The organism is Flammeovirga sp. OC4 (assembly GCF_000812565.1).
Taxonomy (GTDB): Bacteria; Bacteroidota; Bacteroidia; order Cytophagales; family Flammeovirgaceae; genus Flammeovirga.
In genome coordinates, this window is record NZ_JTAM01000102.1 from 1 (window position 1) to 21677 (window position 21677).

Below are 21677 nucleotides of genomic sequence, written 5' to 3' on the forward strand. Positions count from 1 at the left end.
TCAAGGCCGGGGTTAGAACTACTAAACGAAAAGTGTAGTTACTCCACTGGCGCGAATGTTAAGCGATTTCGTCATTCGTGTCCTACTGATCATCAGAAATCTCCTGATTTCTAAACATTATAAATATTCGAAAATTGAATTTACAAAGTGCTAAGATAAATAATAACCTTATCAAGAATGGAGATCTTAATAAGGTTATAAAAAATGCTTTAATTGAAAGCGAGAACCAAAAGTAATAAGCTTACATTGCTTTATCTTTTATGTCAATAATCTTCTGTTTAGAAAAACAAGAAGCTGGTAAGCCCGATTCATTAATCAAAAGAGGTACAGCACGGCTATTCCATCCAAATCTCACATACTCTGGTTTCTTTATCTTACCAAGTTCTAAAACAACGATATCGTCTTGCACTTTTGCTTTTACAATATGGTATTCCCTATCTTCTCCGCTTACTTCAAAATCGCCTTGGTCTCCTTCTTCAAAGTGTAAACCTTTGTTATACTTAAAGTAGACATACAAGCGTTTCCCATCTTTAATGATCTTTTCCAATTTTGGTGACTCCACTAATTCATCTTTCAGTACGTTATAATGCTTTTTCAATGCAACTTTAGACAGCCTCACCCCAATTTCATCTTTTATTTTTGAATGTAAATTGTAGATATCGCTTAGATCGCTGGTAACCACCATCGCTGTTTTATCTATGTGCAATAGTTGTCTCTGATGATCACGAATCATTGCTCCATGTGTCATTTTTTTGTACTTGTAAGGAGCAATTTGGACATAATAAAAAGGAATATTTCCAAATTGTTGATGCATATGATTGATCAATGTGGTCATCTGTTTTTTGTAATCTCCTTTTTTATTAGGTTGGTCTTTACCATGTGACCAAAGAATACCTGCAAATTTGTAATCTCTATACTGATACATTAATGCATGATGTGCAATGTCTTCATGATGAAAGCTGAAAGGTTGTTGCTCAACACCTTCGTTAATATGCTCAATAGAAGCCAATTCCTGCTCTAGAAATGATTCTTCATGCCAACTATCAATGGGTTCATCTCCCCAATTTTGTACGACTATACCTACAGGTACATATAATTTCTGATTCAATTCCGAGGCAAAGTGATACCCCAATTCACTCCAGTGTTCCAAGTTTTCTTTGGTACATGCCTCCCATTTCCCTTGAATATCTTCGTGGATATAACCTTTATTTTTTTGTTGTACAGTCATCATTCTTACATTAGGATAAGAAGACTTTTCGAAGACCGACTTTGGCTTATTGACATACTCATTAAAAGTAGCTGTAATATTGGATTGCCCTACGGCTAACCAAACTTCACCAAGTACAACATTTGTCAATTTTATTTCCTCTTTTTCATTGGAAATAGAGATCGTATGTGCCTTGTAACCCCCTTGAGGTGTTGGGATTTGTACCTTCCAGTTGTTATTCTCATCGACAATTGCCGTATGAGCAAGCCCCCAAGAAGGATGAATGGACACTTTTTCACCTTTTTTACCCCAACCCCATAGGGTTACAGTAGTATTATGTTGCAATACCATGTTGCTGGAAAAAAGGTTACTAATAGACAATGCATACAACGGGCTTACAAAAACCCACAGTACAAAAAGAATGATTAGTTTTTTCATTTTAATTTAGAGTAACATTAGCAGTAATTCTATTGATTGGAAGCATTTTAAGAAATAAAAAATAATAGTATAGCTTCGATAGTAATAGTTACTGTGTCAAAAAGTTTAAGTTAATTATAAGTGCTTTAGTAGTCTATCATTCACAAAAATGACAGTAAAACTAGTAATCATCAATCGCAATTATAAAATGATTTCAATGAAAAAACAAATGTCAACGTATTGAAAATTAAATATAACGATCTAATAGTCAATAATTAACACAAATGAATCGTTAGTAGTAATATAGCATTCGTAATTATAAGTTCAACTTCTCGTAAACTTGACTCTTATATTTTTGGCCGATGGGCACTTCTTTTTCCTCTATTTTAATTCTGTTACCCTCCACAACATCAATGCTATAATTGTTCACCAAGAAGGATTTATGTACTCTTATAAAATCATCTTTTTCCGAGAGTAGTTCTTCGAAATACGATAATTTTTGATGGCAGACGATGTATTCATTGGCAAAATGAAGCTTCACATAATTACCATAGGCCTCTAAAAATAACACCTCTTTTTTATTGATTGCTTTTAGTTGTTTGTCAACTTTCACAAAAAAACGATCCTTATCAGATGTATTGGTTTGAGGAGCAATTTTATGAAGAGCTGTCATAAACCTACTGAAACTGAAGGGTTTTAAAAGGTAATCTACTACATTCAGTTCAAAACCTTCAAGGGCAAATTCTTGATACGCCGAAGTAACAATCACTTTGGGTGGAACAGGCAATGACCTCAGCATCTCAAAACCCGTCATTTTAGGCATATTGATATCCAAAAATAAAAGATCTATTTCTTTGGTATGAAAAAATTCCATGGCTTCAAAAGCATCATACGCGTTTCCTACTTTTTCTAAATAAGGAATTTTATCACAATATCCTTCTATGATTCGATGGGCAATAGGTTCATCATCTATAATTAAATATCTCATACTAAATCAATTATCAATGTTGCTTTATAAGTGTCTATTGAACTGCTGATTTCTAAGTTATGACAATTGGGGTAAATTAACTCCAATCTTTTTTGAAGGTTTTCAATACCAATCCCTACTCTATGATCAATCAGTGCTTTATCATAATTATTTTCGATTGAAAAAATTACCTGTGTCCCTTCTTCTTCTATCTCAATAAAAATATATGCATTCTCCACCAATGTTTCAACTCCGTGCTTAAAGGCGTTTTCTAAAAGAATAATATAAAGTAAAGGTGCAATTTTATAATCAGATATCACAGAATTGATAAAATGGATCTGGACATTCTTCTGATACCTTATTTTATGTAATTCAATATAATTTTCTAAATACTTAATTTCATTCTGAATATTTACCTTTTCCTCACGTCCTTCGTAAATCGTATAACGCATCATATCACCCAACTTTAAAACGACTTCCGGGGCTTGATCTGATTTTTCAACTGTCAATCCATAGAGGTTATTGAGGGTATTAAAGAAGAAATGAGGGTTGATCTGACTTTTCAAAAGCTGTAATTCGGCTCTAGACTTTTCGCTTTTTAATGATTTGATCCATTTCCACTGTTCATATACCCAAAGTGAAAATAACACGGGGATAGTGAGTACGGTGAGGGAAATTACCGTTTCATATTGTTCAGCACTATCCACATGTTCATGAAATACATAACTGAATAGCAAAACCGAAATAAAAAAGCCCCAAAAATATTTATAATATTTTTTGTAGAACTTTGCCGTCATGGTGTAGACGATCCAATTAAAAAGGATAACAACCAATACTATTGTGACTGGGTTTTCAGGGATTTCGGCTGCTTCATCATAAAGTGTGATGAAAATGAGAAACAATAATGCAGCTGCCAACTTCAAAAGTAGTGGTATTTTCTTTTTGAGATAAGAGAAATGATGGGTAATAAATGACACTAGTAGAGACCAAAATAGCAATGCTACAGTAAATTCTTCTGTTTCTGTAATTGGCGTAATAATAATACCAACAGACATCATTATCACTGACAACAGTCCTGTTATTGTTGAACCAATAAGGACCGACTTTCCATATTTGATGATTTTACTTTTCATACTTCAAAGGTAGATGACCCTTTAGAAGTCTACAATTTTTTTATTTGAACGTGTCATTTCGAGTGATGAACAATACTTTTGGAGAGAGAAACACATTTATCACATTGTAAACTAAGTTTTCATTAAATTTTAATCAACGTTTCTACAAGCATTTATAAGATCAACTTTCAAACTTCCTTCTTCTTCATTTTTCCATTGATGAAAAATGAAGCAAAAAATCTAGGCTTTGAACGCAATTGCTAAATTCTTAACGCTTTTCCCTTTAATGCCAAGGGGAAAACTACCAAACTAAAATGGTAGAAAACTCAATGGCGCGAATGTTAAGCGTCAGCGTCATTCGTGTCCTTCAGATCATCAGAAATCTCCTGATTTCTAAACAATATAAATAACGTAAACTTAGTTTACAATATATTTATAAGTTCCAAAACAAAATTATTTAATACTAAAATCTATTTATTGTTTTTTGAAGGAAGTAATCACAAAAAATTAATTATGATTTACTTTTATCTTAGTACTTAAACACAGAAAAACCACAAGCACGCCCATTGAAATTCGATACAATAGTTAGACTGTTATCGAAAAATCAATTTAAGGAACATGCTGTGGTTGATCAGGACGTTAAAATAAAACGTCTACTACACAAAACAATATATACAATAAGTAGTCTTGGGATTAGTTAGAACCAAATGCTCCAACTGTTGCAGATAAGTCTGGTCTTGTGATGACAATTCCTCCAACTTCAGTAACTACTTGCTCAGATAATAATTCCATTTTATCTGTACCATAATCAATACCAGGAGAAGTTGAGGACAATCTGAAATCTAACGTTTTGTAATCAATTTCTTTTGCTGCGTCACCATCAGGGTTAGGAGTTTGATCAATAAAGTTTACAAACTCAGGATCTTCTAACTCTTCCGTCCAAGTGTTCTCACCATAAGCAGTGAAGAAGTTACATGTACCATCAAAAACTCTCCAGAAAGTTTCGTGACCTACATTTGTCTCATCTTGATCATCATCATAAGGTTGAATACCGTGATGAGGTAAGTAACCGTTACCATTTTCATGATCTCCATCTACGTGACCAAAGTAGTAGTTTCCTTTTACCAATGTATTTGTTCCTACGATGTCTGTAAATGGATCTACTTTAGTTCCATATTTTGAATTGACAATCAAGTTATTTAAAATACGACCTCTAGCATTTTTTTCAATGTTGATCGATCCGCCTCTTTCACCATCACGTCTCCAACCACAGTACGCCATTGTATTGTTGTACATGTTTACGTTTGTCTGTTGGTCACCTTCTACCGGCTTAGAGTTATTGATTTTAATACCATTTGTCGCCGCTGAGTACATTAAGTTAAATGCACAATCACCAACAGTACCTTGCTTGAAGTTAAATGCCTCATCTTCTGTTGTACCCGCATAAGCCACTTTATTGTGGAATAATGCAATTTGACCTCTTTCAACATAAATCGCATCTCCTCCTGAGTGTTCAACCGTACAATTTTCCATATATAATTGACCTTGGTTGTTGTTAAAGAATACTGAGTATCCTAACTCACCCGGCTGTAATTTACCTACACGTACTGCTTCTGAGTTTTCGTTCATTGGACCACCTGCATATTGGATGGTTACGTAAGTCATACCAATTTCTTGATCAGGTCGAGTTGCACCTTCTGGCACTTGACCACCGTTGATACCACCCCAGTTTACACGACCATAATCAAAATAATCGGGTTGTGCTTCCGATAATGTGAAAAGGATTGGTTGTGCTTCTGTACCCCATGCATACATTTTACCATGTACCACAATTTCAGGGTTGATGTACGGGCTTACCCAAACAGTAACACCTTCTTCTACATTCAATGTAGCTCCATCTTCAATAATTAAGTTTTCTGATAACCAGTATTCCTCACCCGTTTCTAACGTTAATTCATCGCTGATTCTACCACCAATACTAATACTACCTTCAGGTCGTCCTGCATCTGGATCAATAGGTTCTCTGTCATCATCACCAACCGAAACGTCTTCTTTAGAACATGATGTAGATAAAATAACTGGTGTTGCTAGCAATAAAAACGCTAGTAATCTGTAGATAAAAACTTTTTTCATGGTTTTAGTTTTGAAAGTTTAATGGTATCCACTCTTATAATTAGTGGAATGTCTTTTATTAGAAATTATATTTTAATCCTACTAGGAATTGTCTTCTGTAAAAATCCTGACGAACAAGTACATTGTCTCCAACATCTCCTTGATGTGGGAAATACGACTGTGCCTCATTGATTGGTTGTCTGATTTCCACTTCATATGCATTATCCAAGAGATTGTACACCTTCAGGTAAATCAATGTCTTTGGAGACACTCTTTTTTCAACTGAAAGGTCCATCTGGAAGAAACCTCTTTGCCACATATCATTGCCATAGAAAGCAGATAAACTATGAATTCTATCTCCTGTATAAACTGTAGCCAATTGCATGTCTAAGCCAATTTCAGGGTTTTTATACAGTAATGAAAGGTTGGCAATATGTGCTGCCTGTCCTTGTAATGGGCGTTCTTCTAAAGCAGATCTGATAATAATGTCAGATTCGTCATCATTCGGATCTTCTCTATCGTAGTACGCTTTCTCCGTGACAATTTTAGAGTGCGTGTAAGTATAATTGGCACTGATACCAAACTTATTGAAGTACTTTACGATATCAATCTCAATACCCATATTCTCAGCATCGCCATAGTTGTCAGGCATGATGTAGCCCGCTTGACGGTTTAATGAATATTCAATTGGGTTGATTAATTTTTTATAGAAACCACCAATCATAAACTTGTCCATTCCGCTAGGGAATAGTTCATACCTTAAATCCAAGTTATGACCAATAGTTCTTTCAACATAGGGATTACCCATTTCAGTCCAGTCATCTTCAGTATCTCCATTTTCAATCGGCACAAATTCTGCGAAACCTGGGCGGATTACTGATTTAAAATAAGATGATCTAAGGTTGGACTTTGGATTGATTTTATATTTGAAATGAATGCTCGGTAAGAAATCCACATACGTTTGACTCATCTCTTGTAAGTCATTATCAATGATCTCATTGGTAGGTTGTGGCAAGTAATACCCAATATCTGTATGTTCCATACGAACACCACCTGTCATTTCTAGTTTTTGGTTAAAGTCAAATTTGAACTGACCATAAGCGGCTCTGATATTTTCATGTGATTGATATCTATTGGGAGAATAATTCACACCTGTAGGGTTTTCAATAATCCAATCGACATCTGTGATATCATTCCAATCTTCACCTTTGACCAAAGCTCTATTCCCGGCATTGAAACGGTATTGTTCAAAATCATTCGAACGGTTTTTATTTCTGACTAAACCACCGACTTTAAACTCTGTATCATAAATAAAACTTATTTCTGGAGTGAAGGTGAAGTTTGTATATAATGCTACATCTTCGTCATCATTATAATCCCATCTTCTTGTCAATGAAGACCTTGCTGCAATTCTTTCAGGCTCTTCTACCCAATTAGTCATACTTCCCGAACGGGAGAACTTTGTATTGTCAGGCATATTATTACTTGCTTTGGAATATACCGCTGACCAATCTGCTTTGAACCAACTATTCAATTGATGCTGTCCTGTCAATGTAGAGTTAAAAATCTGTTGGATTGTAGATCGATAACGTGTCACATAACTCATCTCACCAGCATTACCATTGATAGGGTCATAACTACCCCAAGTTCGAGTCCTTGTGACGTCTCTTACTTGATCGTTTCTTAAGTTGACAAATGCGTTATACCACTGTAGGGAGTGATTTTGATTTATTCTATAATCAAGCTTCGCGTGGAGACCCATTCTTTTTTGCAGTTGATAGTAATCTCTCTCTTCCATGTTATCCAATGAAGTAGTACCATCAGCCAACATACCCGTACTAAACCATGTACTTTCAGAACCTCTAGCGGTTTGCTGATAACTACCTGCTAACATTACACCTAGCTTATCATCCAAAAATCGATTACCGATAGATAAACCTGCAACAATATTTGGTACATAGTTTTTATATTGATTCAGCAAATGATTTGTGCTAAAATCACTTGGGATTGCATTATTAATTCCTCTCCAGCTTGGTGGTGTATTGATGTTACCCCCAGTATTCCAAGTCATAAATGGGTTATCACCTCCAAATAATGAGTTATTACCCAAAGATAAATTTAATTGACCACTGTAAGCATCAGGAGCATCTTTCATGATCATATTGATCACACCACCCACTGCATCACCTTCCATATCAGGGGTAAGTGCTTTAGTCACTTCCAAACGATCCAATAGATCAGAAGGGAATAAATCTAAAGGTACATAACGGTTTTTATTATCTGGAGATGGAATTTTCACCCCGTTTACTAACGTATAGTTATACCTTTTGTCCATACCTCTTACAATGGCAAACTGACCATCACCTGAGTTATTTCTTTCTAAGGAAACTCCCGAAACTCTTTGCACTACATTGGCAACATTTAAATCGGGTGACAACTCTATATCTTGTGCCGACACTACCGTCATTACCTTTGAGGCTACTCTTTCTGTAGCACGAGCACTTTCTGCTGTTTTTCTTTCTTGGGTACCATACACTACGGCTTCTTCTAATTGTATAGCATCTACATCTAAAACAAGGTCTTCGGTTACCCAACCAGAAGCTGGAATGAAAACTGATTTTGTAAGTGTTTTATAGCCAACATAATTTACAGTTATAGTATATTCTCCTTCCGGAAGATCATTGATTCTAAAAGAACCATCCATACCCACAACACTTTGTTTTCGGATAGGCTCAATGGAAATTACGGCTCCAATTAAAAGCTCTCCATCACTTCCTTTCACTTCACCTATAATACCCGTGGCAAAGGAAATAAAAGGGAATTGGAGAAGTAGAAATAAAATAGTAACTGTTCTCGTCATCTTGATCGTGTAGTAAATCACTGGTTTTGTTTTTAACACTGCAAAATAAGTGAGCATACATGATATGATGTTTAGGAGAATATTAAGGAATAAAAAATACCATTCTTATAACACAAAATACATTGTAACGTTAAGTTTGGATTGTTAAAGTTAAAAGTTCAAAAAGCAAAAGGTAATTGATTCAAATTAGGCGACTTTACAATCGTTTAAATATGAACCTAATGTTATGCTGTTAAGTCGTAAATCTATTTTTAAAGGATTTAAACAGTTGGTAGTTATCATCAAAACTACAATATATGGCAGCTAGAACTTCATTTTTATTAGATTCTTCGATATTTTAGAAGTCAGATTATTAAAACTAAATATTACTAGACATAATGGACTTATACGATTGTATTCATAAAAGAAGAGATACGAGACATTTTACCAAAGACGAAGTACCCGAGGAGGTTCTTTTGAAAGCATTAGACGCTGCTCATGCAGCCCCGTCAGTAGGGCTTACAGAACCTTGGCGTTTCTTGGTTGTAAAATCACAAGAAAAGAAAAAAGATATCAAAGCCTTGTTTGATGACTCTAATAAAAGGGCCAAGTTAGGGATCAATAATGATAAACAACATAAACTTTATAGTGCCTTAAAGTTAGAAGCAATTGAGGAAACCCCATTGGGTATTGCTTTATTTTGCGATCATGGTATGTTAGAAGGTTTTACTATTGGTACTATTGGCAATAGTAGCACTTTGGAGTGGAGTTGTGCTTGTGCTGTGCAAAACCTATGGCTTTCTTTAACCGAACAAGGTTATGGTGCCGGATGGGTCTCAATACTTGACTACGAAAAATTTGAAGCCCTTTTTGATGTTCCAGAAACATGGCAAAGTTTGGGGTATATGTGCGTGGGTAAACCTGCCACTGATTATGGTGGAGAGCCAATGCTTCAAAAAGAAAAATGGAAAAGTAGAAGTCCGAAACCTTATATTGAGTATGTTTAATATCCCTTCGGGTTGAGTATAACATCAAGTAAAAACACACAAGTCTTGCTTATTTAAGGTCAAAACTTGTGTGTTTTCTGTTTTTATGTGCTAACCGGAATTTCCAATAAAAACACGAAATGTATTATTTTTTTTGGTTAAAAAATAGCTTTAGGTACTGATTGTATCACTACCCAATACTAATTTTTTGGAGCCATTCCAACTTTGTAATTTTATACCAATGTAATGGTATTCCTTCATACATTGAATCTCTTGTATGCCTCATCCCTATCTTTTTCAATACATGATTAGAGCCTTTATTATCAAAATCAGCACATGCTTCTACATCGTTCCAACCCAATACTTCAAAGGCATAATCAAGACTTATTTTTGCTGCTTCTGTAGCATAACCTTTACCCCAAAATTCTTCTCTTAATCGATACCCTAAGTCATGATAAGGGCCAAAATCACTTAATTTTTCTTCAATTTTTAATCCTGCCCACCCAATAAACTCATTGGTTTCTTTGAGAATACATGCCCAACGACCAATCCCCTTCTCCTCGTATTGTTGTTGGATATTATGAATATATTCCAATGATTGTGCTTTATCCGTTAATGGTGGAATTCCTATATATTTTACAACATTAGGATTTGAATCTAAGGCAAACATACCTTCTACATCTTCTACTCTCAACTCTCTTAAAAGTAAACGTTCAGATTCAACGTGAAAAGTTTTCATAGTCAGTTTTCAATTATTATTTACGAATTATTAAAGTCCAATAGTTTTTAACCCTCTATTGAAAATTCCCATTGGTTCACTTCTTGTTCAAAATTAATAGAACCCGGCACTGTAGTATACCTTTTGATAAATTTAAAACCTACTTTTTTTAATGTTTTATTTGGTGCTTCATTTTCTGCGTAAGGTTCACAAATTAGTTTTTTAAGTTCAAATTTCTCAAGAAATAATGGTATAGCCAATTGAATCATTTGCACCCCAATTCCACCTCTTCTGAATTCATCTTTCCAAAGGTGCAGATGCATTTTGGCTGTCTCCCCAAAATGAATTTCGTTGATGTTGACATGTCCAATTGAAACACCATCAAAAATCACGATTAATGCGTAATTCTGCTTTTCTGCGTAAGGTAATTTAATTTGTTGTTCCAGCATCCCTCTAAAACCTTCTTCGGGTGGAAGTTTCTGAAGGTCAACACCCAAACTTTTTAAATAGTCTGGGTCAGATTTAGTCCAATAGTTAATTAGATCTTGTATATCATGATGTTGGAGTTCTCGAAGTTCAATTTTCATTCTTTTTTAATGGAAGTTAGTGTTTGAATAGAAAAAGAGCCCCAATATATACAATTATTTTTTGTGAGTATAACAATCACATTGTAAACTAAATTATCGTCAACTTTCAATCAACCTTTCTATAAGCATTTATAGGATCTATTTTCAAGTTTCCTCCTTCTTCATTTTTCCATTGGTGAAAAACGAAGCAAAAAATCTAGGCTTTGAAGTCAAAAGACAAAGGTTTTATGTAATCTTCTAAAATGCAGTGCTGGAGGGACGTTATATTAATTAACGAAAATTTAGTTTACAAATTACTACATAATAAACTGGAATTCGGAAATTTATGGTTTTTATAAAGCAGGAGGTTTCTGATGATCTGTAGGACACAAATGAAATTTACGCTTAACATTCGCACCATAAAAAGAAAAGCATGTTTGAAAAACCATTCTCAAACATGCTCTTTGTCAAAACAAGTAGTCACACTATACTATTTTAGACCAACTATTTTAAATTGACTTTGTATGGGAGTACTAAATCAAAAAACGAATTCCGAAATAGTACTCTTCTGTTAATCTTCTAACTATTTAACCTGTCTATAAAGTTTGCTCTAATTCACCGCCTAAGCCTGTTTGTTTTAAACCTTTACACTCTATTTTGAAGGAATGTGCAAAAAGAGATGGGAAATATTTCGGTTTTTTTATGATCAAACCTTTTTCTGTTCTCTCCCATTGTAACTCTTCTTCACTACCTAATAACGTTATCTTCTCAATATCTTTATTCAACACTCCTAGGTGTGTTCCTAATGTTGAAATTGATATATCTTCATCTGGAGTATCCATAACAATGGCATAAAAAGCATGATCTGATTTTTTCGTAAAACGAATATCATTTTCAGTATAAACAATCTTCTTACGCTCTATTTTGTGTCCGCCTGCTGGTAAACGAGTAGGACCTTCACCAAATACATTCCATGGTCGAGTAGCATAGATCGCCTCACCATTTACTTTTAACCATTCACCCATTTCCACTAGAAGCTTTTTCATTTCTGGTGGGATAGTACCATCAGGATTTGGAGGAACGTTCAATAGCATGCTACCATTTTTAGATACGATATCGATTAAAATATCTACCAATTCGTTAGTAGAAACAAACTTGGCATTTGAACGGTAAAACCATGTACCCGGAGAAGTGTCTGTAATCCAAGTTGCATTGGTAGGTTTATTCGGACGTCCTCTTTCATAATCTCTCACTGCGGTGGATTCTGGAAAAGTCGTTTCTTTAAAAAGTACAACAACATCTTTATTCCATTCTTTGCCTTTGTTGTAATAGTACGCAAGAAATTTCTTACGGTACTGCTCATCCATATTTTCCAACCACCAGTCAAACCAAAGGATATCCGGTTGATAGTTGTCGATATATTCTTTTAACTTTGCCCACCATTCTTGATGAAACTTTTCAGAAGGCATATTACTATCATACCCATGAGGTTCAGTATAAAGATCATAGTCTTTTGGATCTACTTTGCCATTAACGTGTGCCGGAGCAAAATACTTCCATGTAAAAGCATGATGAAATGATGCTATATATTTCATTCCTCTGCCTTCAATTTCCTTTTTTAATTCTTTTGAAATATCCATTCCTCCATAATTCATGGAGTTCCAACGAGTTGCTTTACTATCCCACATTGCAAAGTTATCATGATGCATAGCCACTGGCCCTGCAAACTTTGCACCTGACTTCTCAAACAAATCTGCCCATTCCTTTGCATCGAAACCTGTGGGTTTAAAGTTTTCTATCAAGTGCTTATAACCTACTTCGCTTGGGTCCCCAAACTGAGCGGTATGATGCTTATAATTTCCCGTAGGATTATCGTTTACTGTTCCATTTTTTCTTTTGGGTAGTTCACCTGTTCGCCAGTTTGGAACACCATTTTTTCCATACATCAACATACCATGCCACCCTGCCAAATGCTGTTTAGGTCTCATATTTACAAAAGCACCTGATACAGGTCCCCAGTGCGTATAAATCCCAAACTTTGCATCTTTAAACCAATCGGGAGCTATGTTTGCTTTTGAGAGGGACTCCCAATCCTCTTCAAATTTTTCTTCCTTTTGAATATTTACCTCACTCTTTCTGTTTACGACATCACAGGATGTGTATGCCAGTAAAGCACAGAGCGAAATGGCTTTAATTAATTTCATGTTATTATAAATGCTTCGGTCTTCTAATATTGTCAACACGTAACCACACTCTTGGGGTTAAAAAATAAATCGGAAACAAGAATGCTTTAACGTTATACAAAACTAAAGCATATGTGAATGGGGTTTAGTAACATTCTTTTCAAAAATAGGGTGGTATATTAAGCATGTGATAAAATGGAAGTAAAACAGGGGGTATTCCGTTATTTTCATCATCAAATACCACCTATTTCAAGTATTTATCACTCCTACTTCAATAGTACAGAATAAGAGTAATTTTATATTTACCACTCCTATACCCTCAAATACCCCCCTAATGTTGTTAATGGTCATTTTTATGAGATATGAATCATGGATGTATTAATGTTAAATTAATTGTGAATGGCGTACTGTAAAGGGTTAATGAAAGAGGACAATGCATTCTTACGTGTTAAATGTTAGGGATCGTTAAACTAAAATACCGCTATAAATACGCCTCTATTAAAATTACTTTGTGAAAGTTTCTAACGATAATGAATAACATGATATTAAAACACACTGTAAACTAAACTTTCAACTATTTCATGGTATTTAGAAATCAGGAGATTTCTTTTAATCTACAGGACACGGATGATGCTATCGATTAACATTCGTGCCATTAGAAATACTACTCTTTTAGTTTTGTAGTTCTACCCCGGCCTTGAAGGGAAAAGCGTTAAGAATTTCATGAAATGAGCCCTTAAAAATGGTAATGTATTTTACAATATAGTAGTTATGTAATACTTTAAATCAAATCATAAAAAACGCCCACAACCAAAAGCTATGGGCGTTCCACCATACAATATATAATAAACTATTTCGATTTCAATGTATTTTGATTATCCACATACACATAGTATGCTCCCTTTGGATTGTTGTCAGCAGTAATAAAAGTAGCTTGCATTGTTGTTTCACCTTTTGGAACTTCTACCTCAAAAACAACACTTTTTGCATTTGGCTCTACTGTTTGCTTCCAAATTTTATTACCAATTCTAAGTTTAGCACTGATAAAATCAAAAGTTTTACCTTCAGGTAAAATATAATCAGGTGCATCTGAGATAAATTTCGGTGCTGCAGCATTTAACCGCAAGTCAGCCTCTTTTGGCCATCTGCTCAATGCTATTTGATATTTACCTGGTTTTGTAAAATCAACTCTCCATTCTCCATCAATACCTACACCTTTACGGATCAACATTTGATTCCAAGCAATTGGCTGCTTTTCACTAATATGCCAATCGTGTGCGGTTAGCATTGAAAGTGGCTCTTCTTTCGTTCCCAATTTGATATAAGGGAAATTCTTAAAAGTAGGTGAAATCGATGCCCAGTTGGCTTCATATGCTTCACGAAGTGCTTTTACCTTATCTGGATATTGACTAGCTACATCATTCAATTGAGACGGATCCTTTGTAAGATCATATAACTCTTTTCCATTGATCAACCTCCAACGCTCATTCATCACATAAGAATTACGCCATTTTTCAGGATAAGGAACACGTTGAGAATCTCCGATCAATACTCTTTCTTTCGACTTTTTCTTCGCCTCATTATTTCCTTTGATAACCTCTGTAATATCCATTCCATCAAACTCGATTTCTTTTGATGATTTTAAATTACAAAGCTTCATCAACGTTGGTAATACATCAAGATGAGCAGATAAGAAATCCATATCTTTTCCGACATTCAAACCACCATTTTTCCAATGAATATAAAACGGAACTCTATGTCCACCTTCATAAGCACTTCCTTTAGTCCCTCTCATGTTTGCATTGTAACCGTTCTTTAGCTTTGCCCCTTTAAAAGATGCTCCGTAAGCAGTACCATTGTCAGACATAAAAATTAAGATGGTATTATCTTCGATTTCCCATTCTTTAAGTTTCGTTCTCAGTTTTCCTAAATTCTCATCAATGTTCGTAATCATTCCGTAGAATTTTGATCTACTTTTTGGAATACCTTTATCCATATATGGCTTAGCATATTCTGCCGGTACATTTAATGGACCATGAGGGGCATTGGTAGCGATATAACAGAAAAATGGCTTCTTCTTCTCTTTATTTTTTTCAATAAAGCTTAGTGCTTCACTGAACCAAACATCGGTACAATAACCATCCGCTTTTTCTTCTTTTCCATTTCTCAGGTATACGTCATTAAAGTAATCGTTATTCCAATGATCAGGCGTTTGACCTACACCTCCACCTCCATGGAAAAATGCTTCTTGAAAACCTCTGTAATGAGGTGCAAAAGGGTAATTGTCTCCTAAGTGCCACTTTCCAAACATAGCAGTAGCATAATTATTTTCTGAAAAGACATCAGCCATTGTCACTTCATCTTCATACAGCATTGACCTTCCCATTACTGTATGCCATACACCTACTCTGTTACAATCTCTACCCGTCATCAATGCACTTCGGGTTGGAGCACAAGTAGGGCTTACATGAAAATTGGTCAAGCGTAAACTTTCACTGTAAAGTTGATCCATTTCTGGAGTATTTACCTCCTTATTTCCATGTGCTTTAATATCCCCGTAACCTTGATCATCGGTAACAATTAATATCACATTAGGTTGTTTGATTTCATCCTCACATCCTATCAAATACAATAAAGGCAGAAACAAAAGAGTGCCGGAAATCCAATATTTTAGTTTATTCAATCTCATTTCTTATCATTCAAAAAGTTGTTCTATATCTCTTTACATATCTAAAATTAGTGTTTCATACCTTAAGAGAAGGGAATAAAAACCGTATTCATGAGGGTGAAATTATTCTATTCATTTTTTAATCCTTTTCCATTCCTTCTTTTCTCCTTTTTTCAATCAATCTATAAGAATTCTTTTGATATATTGTTTTCGGTCGGCATTTACCATCAAAATGTATACTCCACTTTGCAGTGTTTTAGTATCCATTTTCACTATTGAAGAATTCATTTCATGAAGTGACAAGACGCTCCTTCCTTCCATATTTACCACATCAACATTCAACTCAGAAGGGACTCCAATTTTCGAAATATCTATGGTACATTGTGATGCCATTGGATTAGGAAATACTCTAATTGTTTCCTCTTGGGTAGAACGGCCTAAGTCGGTAGGTACTTCATCATCCTTATCGTCTGTATTTCCTCCAAGACCAAGATTTACTCTAGTCCCAACTTTAGCCCAACCACTTCCTTTCAATGCACACCAATAGGCTCCTTCAGTATATGGGTCTGGTTTGAAATCAGTGATCACATCAGGTTGGCCGAGATTGTTATTTACTTTTATCCAAGTACTCCCCCCATCTTCTGAAATGTATGCTCCAGGATTCATGATGGTCGCTCCTTTATTTTCGTGAGGCAAGGCGGCCACTACCGTAATAATTGAAGAGTTCACTGGGGAAACTTCTGTTTGCCAGATATAAGGCAAATCAAAGATTTTAGTCCAGGAAAGTCCTTCGTCATCACTTTTCCAAACTCCTCCTTCTGTCATTGTCCCATCTTCAGTACCACATGAAATATACATAGACCGGTTATTTCTATCGATAAAAAAGTTATTGACAGATTGGACCGTTGAAGGGATGGTCATTTCTTGCCAATTTTGACCTTGATCCGTTGTTTTGTAAAGGCCACCTTTCTCTCCACTTCGGTTTTGATTTAATGCTGCATACAAGGTTTTTGAATTATTAGGGTCCATGACTATCCTCCTGACACTTGGTGTTGTGGGCAAACCATTGTTCATGATGCTCCAAGTTTTGCCCTCATCTGTACTTTTATAGATTCCGAAATCATGAAAATCCTTTGGAATTTTGTTGGCGCTTACCTCAGCTACTGCATTTTCAATCACACAAAAGTAAAGGTTTTGGGGATTGTCAGGGTCTATGGTCAATGAATATTGGAAAAGCATATCGCTTGAATCATTCCCTTCATGTTGAATTGCTTTAGCCACATTGGTCCATGTTTTTCCTCCATCCGTTGACTTCCTCAAATACCCTCGATGACTTTGTCTAAACATCAATATGTAGATGATATCTGGATTATTGGGATGCACTGCCACTGTTGCAATAGAGTGTGCCCCTTTCTTGTGTACTTGCCCTTCTATCTGTTTCACCGCTACGGCTTCTTTGTTTGGATAATTTCCTAAATCAGCGGACTCCCAAAGTCCATGTTCTCCACTACAGAAAAAATAACGTCCTTCTTTGCCCGTTTCCAATAACATAAAGCGGCCAGGAAGATTACTATCTCCTGTACCAACCCAGTGTCCGCTTCCCTCTTCAGTTTCAACATCATCTATCTGCTGCCATGAAATACCTCCATCAACAGTCTTCAATACTTGTTGATCCAAGCAAATAAATGCCTCTCCCTTTTGATTGATTGCTAAAAAACGATTCCCAAATGTTTCTTCCATATTTTCCATTTGGTATTGAAGATGAGCAAACTTAGTATTCATTCCTTCAGGTTGATTTCGACCACTCCAATACGCTTGGTCTTTTTCCTGCAACCAATACGTACCTGTTCGGGCCGTAGCATTCCAAGTGTTACCACCATCAGAAGTTTTCCAAACATCTCCTGGGCCAAAACTAAAATCATGCTTTACATTATGCCCCAAATAAATCTCGTTTTTATTGAGAGGGTTAACCGCTATTCGATTGAAAACGGGTAATACTTGATGAGGGAAAGTTGTGTATTTAGCTTTAAAATCACTTTTAGACATTTCTAGCCAATAAGACACCGCTCTCCAGTATTTATCTTTGGTGATATAATTTGTAATTTGAGTCATATCCAAAGCCAAATTCCCTGTAATACTTTCCCATGATTCCCCTTGATCCGTACTCTTGAAAACTCCTCCTGTTGAAGAAATTGAATGGTTTGCTCCAGAATGATAATAGGTCTGTTCTAATACATAGAAAATAAGCTCATGGGTAGATTGATCATAATAATGCACCATATCACGAGGATTATTATTGGGTAGTCCTTCAGCACTTTTACCCCAAGTCTTACCTTGATCTTTACTTTTATATACCCCTGAATTGGCCACCATCAATAGGATATTATTATCTATCGGAGAAACGATAATTTTACCTACATCTAAATTAGAAGGTAAGCCTGACTTTATTTTCTTCCATGTATTTCCTTTATCTGTACTTTTCCAAATATGTCCGTAAGCAGAATAGTTATAAGTATGGCCTAAAGTATTATTTTGACTTCTATGATTGGCTTTAATATTCCAAAAGTCACCTGCTCCTATATACCAATTATTATCATCCGTTGGGTCAACTGTCATTTCTGAATGCCTTCCTCCACCATTGAATGAAGATTGAAATTGCCAAGTATGCCCTTTATCCATTGACTTATACAAGTGCCCTCTCACATCTATCGCTAATCCAAAATCAGGATCTTGATGAGAAAATACAATCGACTGAATTCGCCTCATGTCTTTTCCGCTTCCATCCACATCCTTTATAGTATGCCAAGAATTTCCTCCATCCCAAGAACCGTAACTATTGTACATATCTGGCGACATAAACAACACATCATCATCTGTAGGGTGACACCAGAATTCTTCACAATAGCCTGACATCCCCGGACCAAATTGAGTCCAAACATACTCGTTATTTGATGTTAGTTTAGTCGTTTGAAGTTCCTTAAAAAAAGTAGAGGAAGAAGTCGTTTTTGCTTTTGGGGGCAGTGTGTCATTTTCAGACAAAAAAGCCATTGCATTAGCACTACAAAAGCAGTATATTCCTAACCAAGTTATGCTGTAAAGTAATAGTTTCATGTTCATCATTCCATTTTATTTCATATTCTAAAAGTATCGAACTACACTTAAACTCTTAGAAACGAATGAATTGATAATAGGACATTTATCATTATACCGATGTAAAATTAATGCTTTACTCCCCTTTTCAAGTCACGAACCACCTGTTCTTATAAAGTATAAAAACTAACAATTCCACAATTACAAACTGAGTTTTTTCTGAACAATTTCAGATTTAAACAGATTCATACTGAATAAAATTTCACCCCTACTATTCGTTTATTTTTATCTGATATAGAAGCCTTCAAAAACGCAATATTGAAGATAACAGAACAATTTTTAATAAAGTATAACTGATAAATGAGATGAAAAACTTACTTCTATTACTTTTGTGTTGCCTGACTTTCAGCTATGCAATAATGGCACAAGACACGCTCGACATCAACCTAAACATGAAGCACATTGTGGGTAATAGTGCTGAATTTGATCGATCTAAATTTATGGTTTACCATGAAAGCATCACAGGAAATGAATGGGACAGTGATCAACAAAGAGCTTCTTTTTTAAATGACTATGATGTGTATTTGGGACGTAACAATGGTTCTATCGTTTGGGAATTTAACCAAGTGAGAGAAGATCCCAATCGAAAAGGTTGGCCTGATCCCCAACATATTCAACAAAAAGGAGAAGAAACTAGAAAAAATTACGCAAGAAGAACAGCTGCTCATGAGCTAGAACATCGAATTGTAACAAGTATGGAAGGTGGTCAAATGTCACCAATGTATCCTAATGGACAAAAAACTAAACCAAGTTCATGTTGTAGTGATGCCTCTCCATGGGAATATGAAAACTATGATGCTGTCGCTGAATTTTATAGCGGGTATCTTACCCATTATTTTGGAGAAGGTGGAACAACAGGTAAACAAAAGCCTTTGATGTTGGAGGTATTAAACGAACCTTTCGTAAAGGCAAGTCAATACAATACTTCAAATATTGAGATTGCAAGAATGCACAATGTGGTGGCTCAACGTGTTAAAAAAGATCACCCTGATGTATTGGTCGGTGGTTATACTGCTGCTCACCCTGCCTTTGAAAGTGCTGATTTCAAACATTGGGATAACAATTGGAGAATGTTTATTGATGAGGCTGGTGAAAATATGGATTTCTTCTCTTTCCACCTCTATGATTTTGTGGGCGATCAAGATACTATGCTTGAAAAACAAAGAAAGGGCAGTAATATTGAAGCCATTATGGATATGATCAATCACTACAGTGTATTGCAATTGGGTGAAGTGAAACAATGGTCTATTTCTGAATATGGGTGGTTTTGTCCAAGTTGTGATGGCCCTTATTATCCTGAACGAGACTGGTACAATGTAAGATCATTTTCTTCTATGCTACTACAACTTTTGGAAAGACAAGATCAAATTATCAATGCTATTCCATTCTTATTAACCAAAGCTACTTGGGCTCATAATAAAGCCGAGGATGAGTATAATGCATATGGTCCAAGATTGATGAGAGAGTTAGGTGAAATGGAAGGCGAAGCACCTCATTCAGGGTATGTATACACTGACCTTATTAAATTTTTCCAACTTTGGGCCAATGTAAAAGGTACTCGTATTGATACCAAACCCAATGATTTTGATTTACTCTCTGATGCTTATGTTGATGGTGATAAATTATATTTGATTTTAAGTAATTTGAATCCTGAAGAGAAAGAAGTACAGTTGAATATCAGTGAGCTTTCGAACTACCCTGTAGAAAATATCATGGTAAAACACGCCTATGAAATCAATAAACTTACACAGCTTGATACCATCAACTATACTGAACACCTTGATAAAGTAACGTTAGGGGCTGAAGCGACTATGATTTTGGAATATACGTTTGCTAGTGCTTTTGATATCAGCGAAACAAAAACAGAAAATCTATTTTATGCCAGTTCTTACCTACAGCCTATTAAGGCTAATCTACCGGTACATTTCTCTATCAATAATGTCACTACAACTGATCATGGAGAAGCTATTCTACGTATTGGTTTAGGTCGTGATTTAGACAAATCGTTGGATCCAACGTTAACTGTCAATGGCACAAGCATACCGTTCCCTAAAAACTGGCGAGGTAATGGACAAGAAAATAGAGATCGCTTCTTTGGAGTGATTGAAGTCCCAATTCCTTATGAATTGATCAAAGAAAATAATGATATTTCGATCAATTTCAGTGATAATGGCGGACATGTCACAACATTGATTTTAAAGACTTACGATCTCTCAGTTCCAGTAGAGCGTTCAACGTTTAAGGATGGAAATGTAGATAAACCGCTTGGTTTAGGTCAATATAGTGAAGAACTGAAGGTATACCCTGTACCTTCAGACCACTTGCTTCATATCAAGGGATTGAGTAATAAAGACAGCTATCAAATCCTCTCTCTTTCGGGAGAGGTGCTGATAAGTTCTGACCAACAAACAATTGATATTTCTGGTTTGAACAATGGCATTTATATACTTACTGTAACTACTGAAAACGGTATTAGAAGTAGAAAAATTATAAAACAGTAGTCCTTCATCAACCTTACTTAAAGCAAAATAGTATTACTCCAACCCATCGAACTATTACTTTCTATTATTAAAGTTTTCGATAGCATAAGAATTAGAAATCATTTGATTTCTGAAGATCTTTAAAAACAAATGACACTATCACTCAAGGTATTGCAGTGATAGTGTCTTTTTATTTCAACACAATACGTTTGTGCTGTTTATCACACTGTAAACTAAGTTTTTGTTATTTATAGTGTTTAGAAATCAGGAGA

12 protein-coding genes are annotated in these 21677 nt (G+C 35.4%); 2 read left to right on the plus strand and 10 right to left on the minus strand.

The features are described from left to right. Positions 1-241 precede the first annotated feature (241 nt). The 5 genes from PL77_RS28075 to PL77_RS28095 form a co-directional block, all read right to left on the minus strand. Complete coding sequence (locus PL77_RS28075) at positions 242-1645, minus strand: sialate O-acetylesterase (RefSeq protein ID WP_082026776.1); 1404 nt, start codon at positions 1643-1645, stop codon at positions 242-244. A gap of 295 nt (positions 1646-1940) precedes the next feature. After that, positions 1941-2612 (minus strand): LytTR family DNA-binding domain-containing protein, encoded by a 672-nt coding sequence (locus PL77_RS28080; RefSeq protein WP_044212898.1) that lies wholly within the window; start codon positions 2610-2612, stop codon positions 1941-1943. Continuing rightward, a complete protein-coding gene (locus PL77_RS28085) occupies positions 2609-3724 on the minus strand; it encodes a sensor histidine kinase (protein WP_044212900.1) in 1116 nt (371 codons plus the stop codon). Before PL77_RS28085 ends, PL77_RS28080 begins: the two co-directional genes overlap by 4 nt. A gap of 672 nt (positions 3725-4396) precedes the next feature. After that, complete coding sequence (locus PL77_RS28090; protein WP_044212902.1) at positions 4397-5836, minus strand: right-handed parallel beta-helix repeat-containing protein; 1440 nt, start codon at positions 5834-5836, stop codon at positions 4397-4399. Between the two features lie 58 nt (positions 5837-5894). Continuing rightward, positions 5895-8732 (minus strand): TonB-dependent receptor, encoded by a 2838-nt coding sequence (locus PL77_RS28095; RefSeq protein WP_052444807.1) that lies wholly within the window; start codon positions 8730-8732, stop codon positions 5895-5897. 320 nt (positions 8733-9052) lie between these two features. Between PL77_RS28095 and bluB the strand changes: the two genes are divergently transcribed. After that, positions 9053-9661, plus strand: coding sequence for a 5,6-dimethylbenzimidazole synthase (bluB, locus tag PL77_RS28100; protein WP_044212903.1), 609 nt, complete (start codon positions 9053-9055; stop codon positions 9659-9661). 169 nt (positions 9662-9830) lie between these two features. On the opposite strand, the gene PL77_RS28105 is transcribed toward bluB, so the two are convergent. The 5 genes from PL77_RS28105 to PL77_RS28125 form a co-directional block, all read right to left on the minus strand. Next, entirely contained in the window at positions 9831-10379 is a 549-nt protein-coding gene (locus PL77_RS28105) for a GNAT family N-acetyltransferase (RefSeq protein ID WP_044212905.1), read from the minus strand. A 47-nt stretch (positions 10380-10426) separates the two neighbouring features. Beyond that, on the minus strand, positions 10427-10945 hold the full coding sequence (locus PL77_RS28110) for a GNAT family N-acetyltransferase (RefSeq protein ID WP_044212907.1): 519 nt from the start codon (positions 10943-10945) through the stop codon (positions 10427-10429). 575 nt (positions 10946-11520) lie between these two features. Continuing rightward, positions 11521-13128, minus strand: coding sequence for an alpha-L-fucosidase (locus tag PL77_RS28115; RefSeq protein ID WP_044212910.1), 1608 nt, complete (start codon positions 13126-13128; stop codon positions 11521-11523). Positions 13129-13957: 829 nt separating this feature from the next. Beyond that, the gene (locus tag PL77_RS28120; protein WP_063769057.1) at positions 13958-15796 is read right to left on the minus strand and encodes an arylsulfatase; all 1839 of its coding nucleotides are present in this window, start codon (positions 15794-15796) and stop codon (positions 13958-13960) included. A gap of 156 nt (positions 15797-15952) precedes the next feature. Beyond that, positions 15953-18886, minus strand: coding sequence for a T9SS type A sorting domain-containing protein (locus tag PL77_RS28125; RefSeq protein ID WP_156152584.1), 2934 nt, complete (start codon positions 18884-18886; stop codon positions 15953-15955). 344 nt (positions 18887-19230) lie between these two features. Here PL77_RS28125 and PL77_RS28130 point away from each other — a divergent pair, with 344 nt between their 5' ends. Then, positions 19231-21426, plus strand: a complete 2196-nt coding sequence (locus PL77_RS28130; protein WP_082026777.1) for a T9SS type A sorting domain-containing protein — start codon at positions 19231-19233, stop codon at positions 21424-21426. Positions 21427-21677: the final 251 nt, after the last annotated feature.

Bases quoted from the DNA above. Each gene is read 5' to 3' on its own strand.
- PL77_RS28075 (WP_082026776.1), bottom strand. From the start codon at position 1,645: ATGAAAAAACTAATCATTCTTTTTGTACTGTGGGTTTTTGTAAGCCCG.
- PL77_RS28080 (WP_044212898.1), bottom strand. From the start codon at position 2,612: ATGAGATATTTAATTATAGATGATGAACCTATTGCCCATCGAATCATA.
- PL77_RS28085 (WP_044212900.1), bottom strand. From the start codon at position 3,724: ATGAAAAGTAAAATCATCAAATATGGAAAGTCGGTCCTTATTGGTTCA.
- PL77_RS28090 (WP_044212902.1), bottom strand. From the start codon at position 5,836: ATGAAAAAAGTTTTTATCTACAGATTACTAGCGTTTTTATTGCTAGCA.
- PL77_RS28095 (WP_052444807.1), bottom strand. From the start codon at position 8,732: ATGCTCACTTATTTTGCAGTGTTAAAAACAAAACCAGTGATTTACTAC.
- bluB (WP_044212903.1), top strand. From the start codon at position 9,053: ATGGACTTATACGATTGTATTCATAAAAGAAGAGATACGAGACATTTT.
- PL77_RS28105 (WP_044212905.1), bottom strand. From the start codon at position 10,379: ATGAAAACTTTTCACGTTGAATCTGAACGTTTACTTTTAAGAGAGTTG.
- PL77_RS28110 (WP_044212907.1), bottom strand. From the start codon at position 10,945: ATGAAAATTGAACTTCGAGAACTCCAACATCATGATATACAAGATCTA.
- PL77_RS28115 (WP_044212910.1), bottom strand. From the start codon at position 13,128: ATGAAATTAATTAAAGCCATTTCGCTCTGTGCTTTACTGGCATACACA.
- PL77_RS28120 (WP_063769057.1), bottom strand. From the start codon at position 15,796: ATGAGATTGAATAAACTAAAATATTGGATTTCCGGCACTCTTTTGTTT.
- PL77_RS28125 (WP_156152584.1), bottom strand. From the start codon at position 18,886: ATGAAACTATTACTTTACAGCATAACTTGGTTAGGAATATACTGCTTT.
- PL77_RS28130 (WP_082026777.1), top strand. From the start codon at position 19,231: ATGAAAAACTTACTTCTATTACTTTTGTGTTGCCTGACTTTCAGCTAT.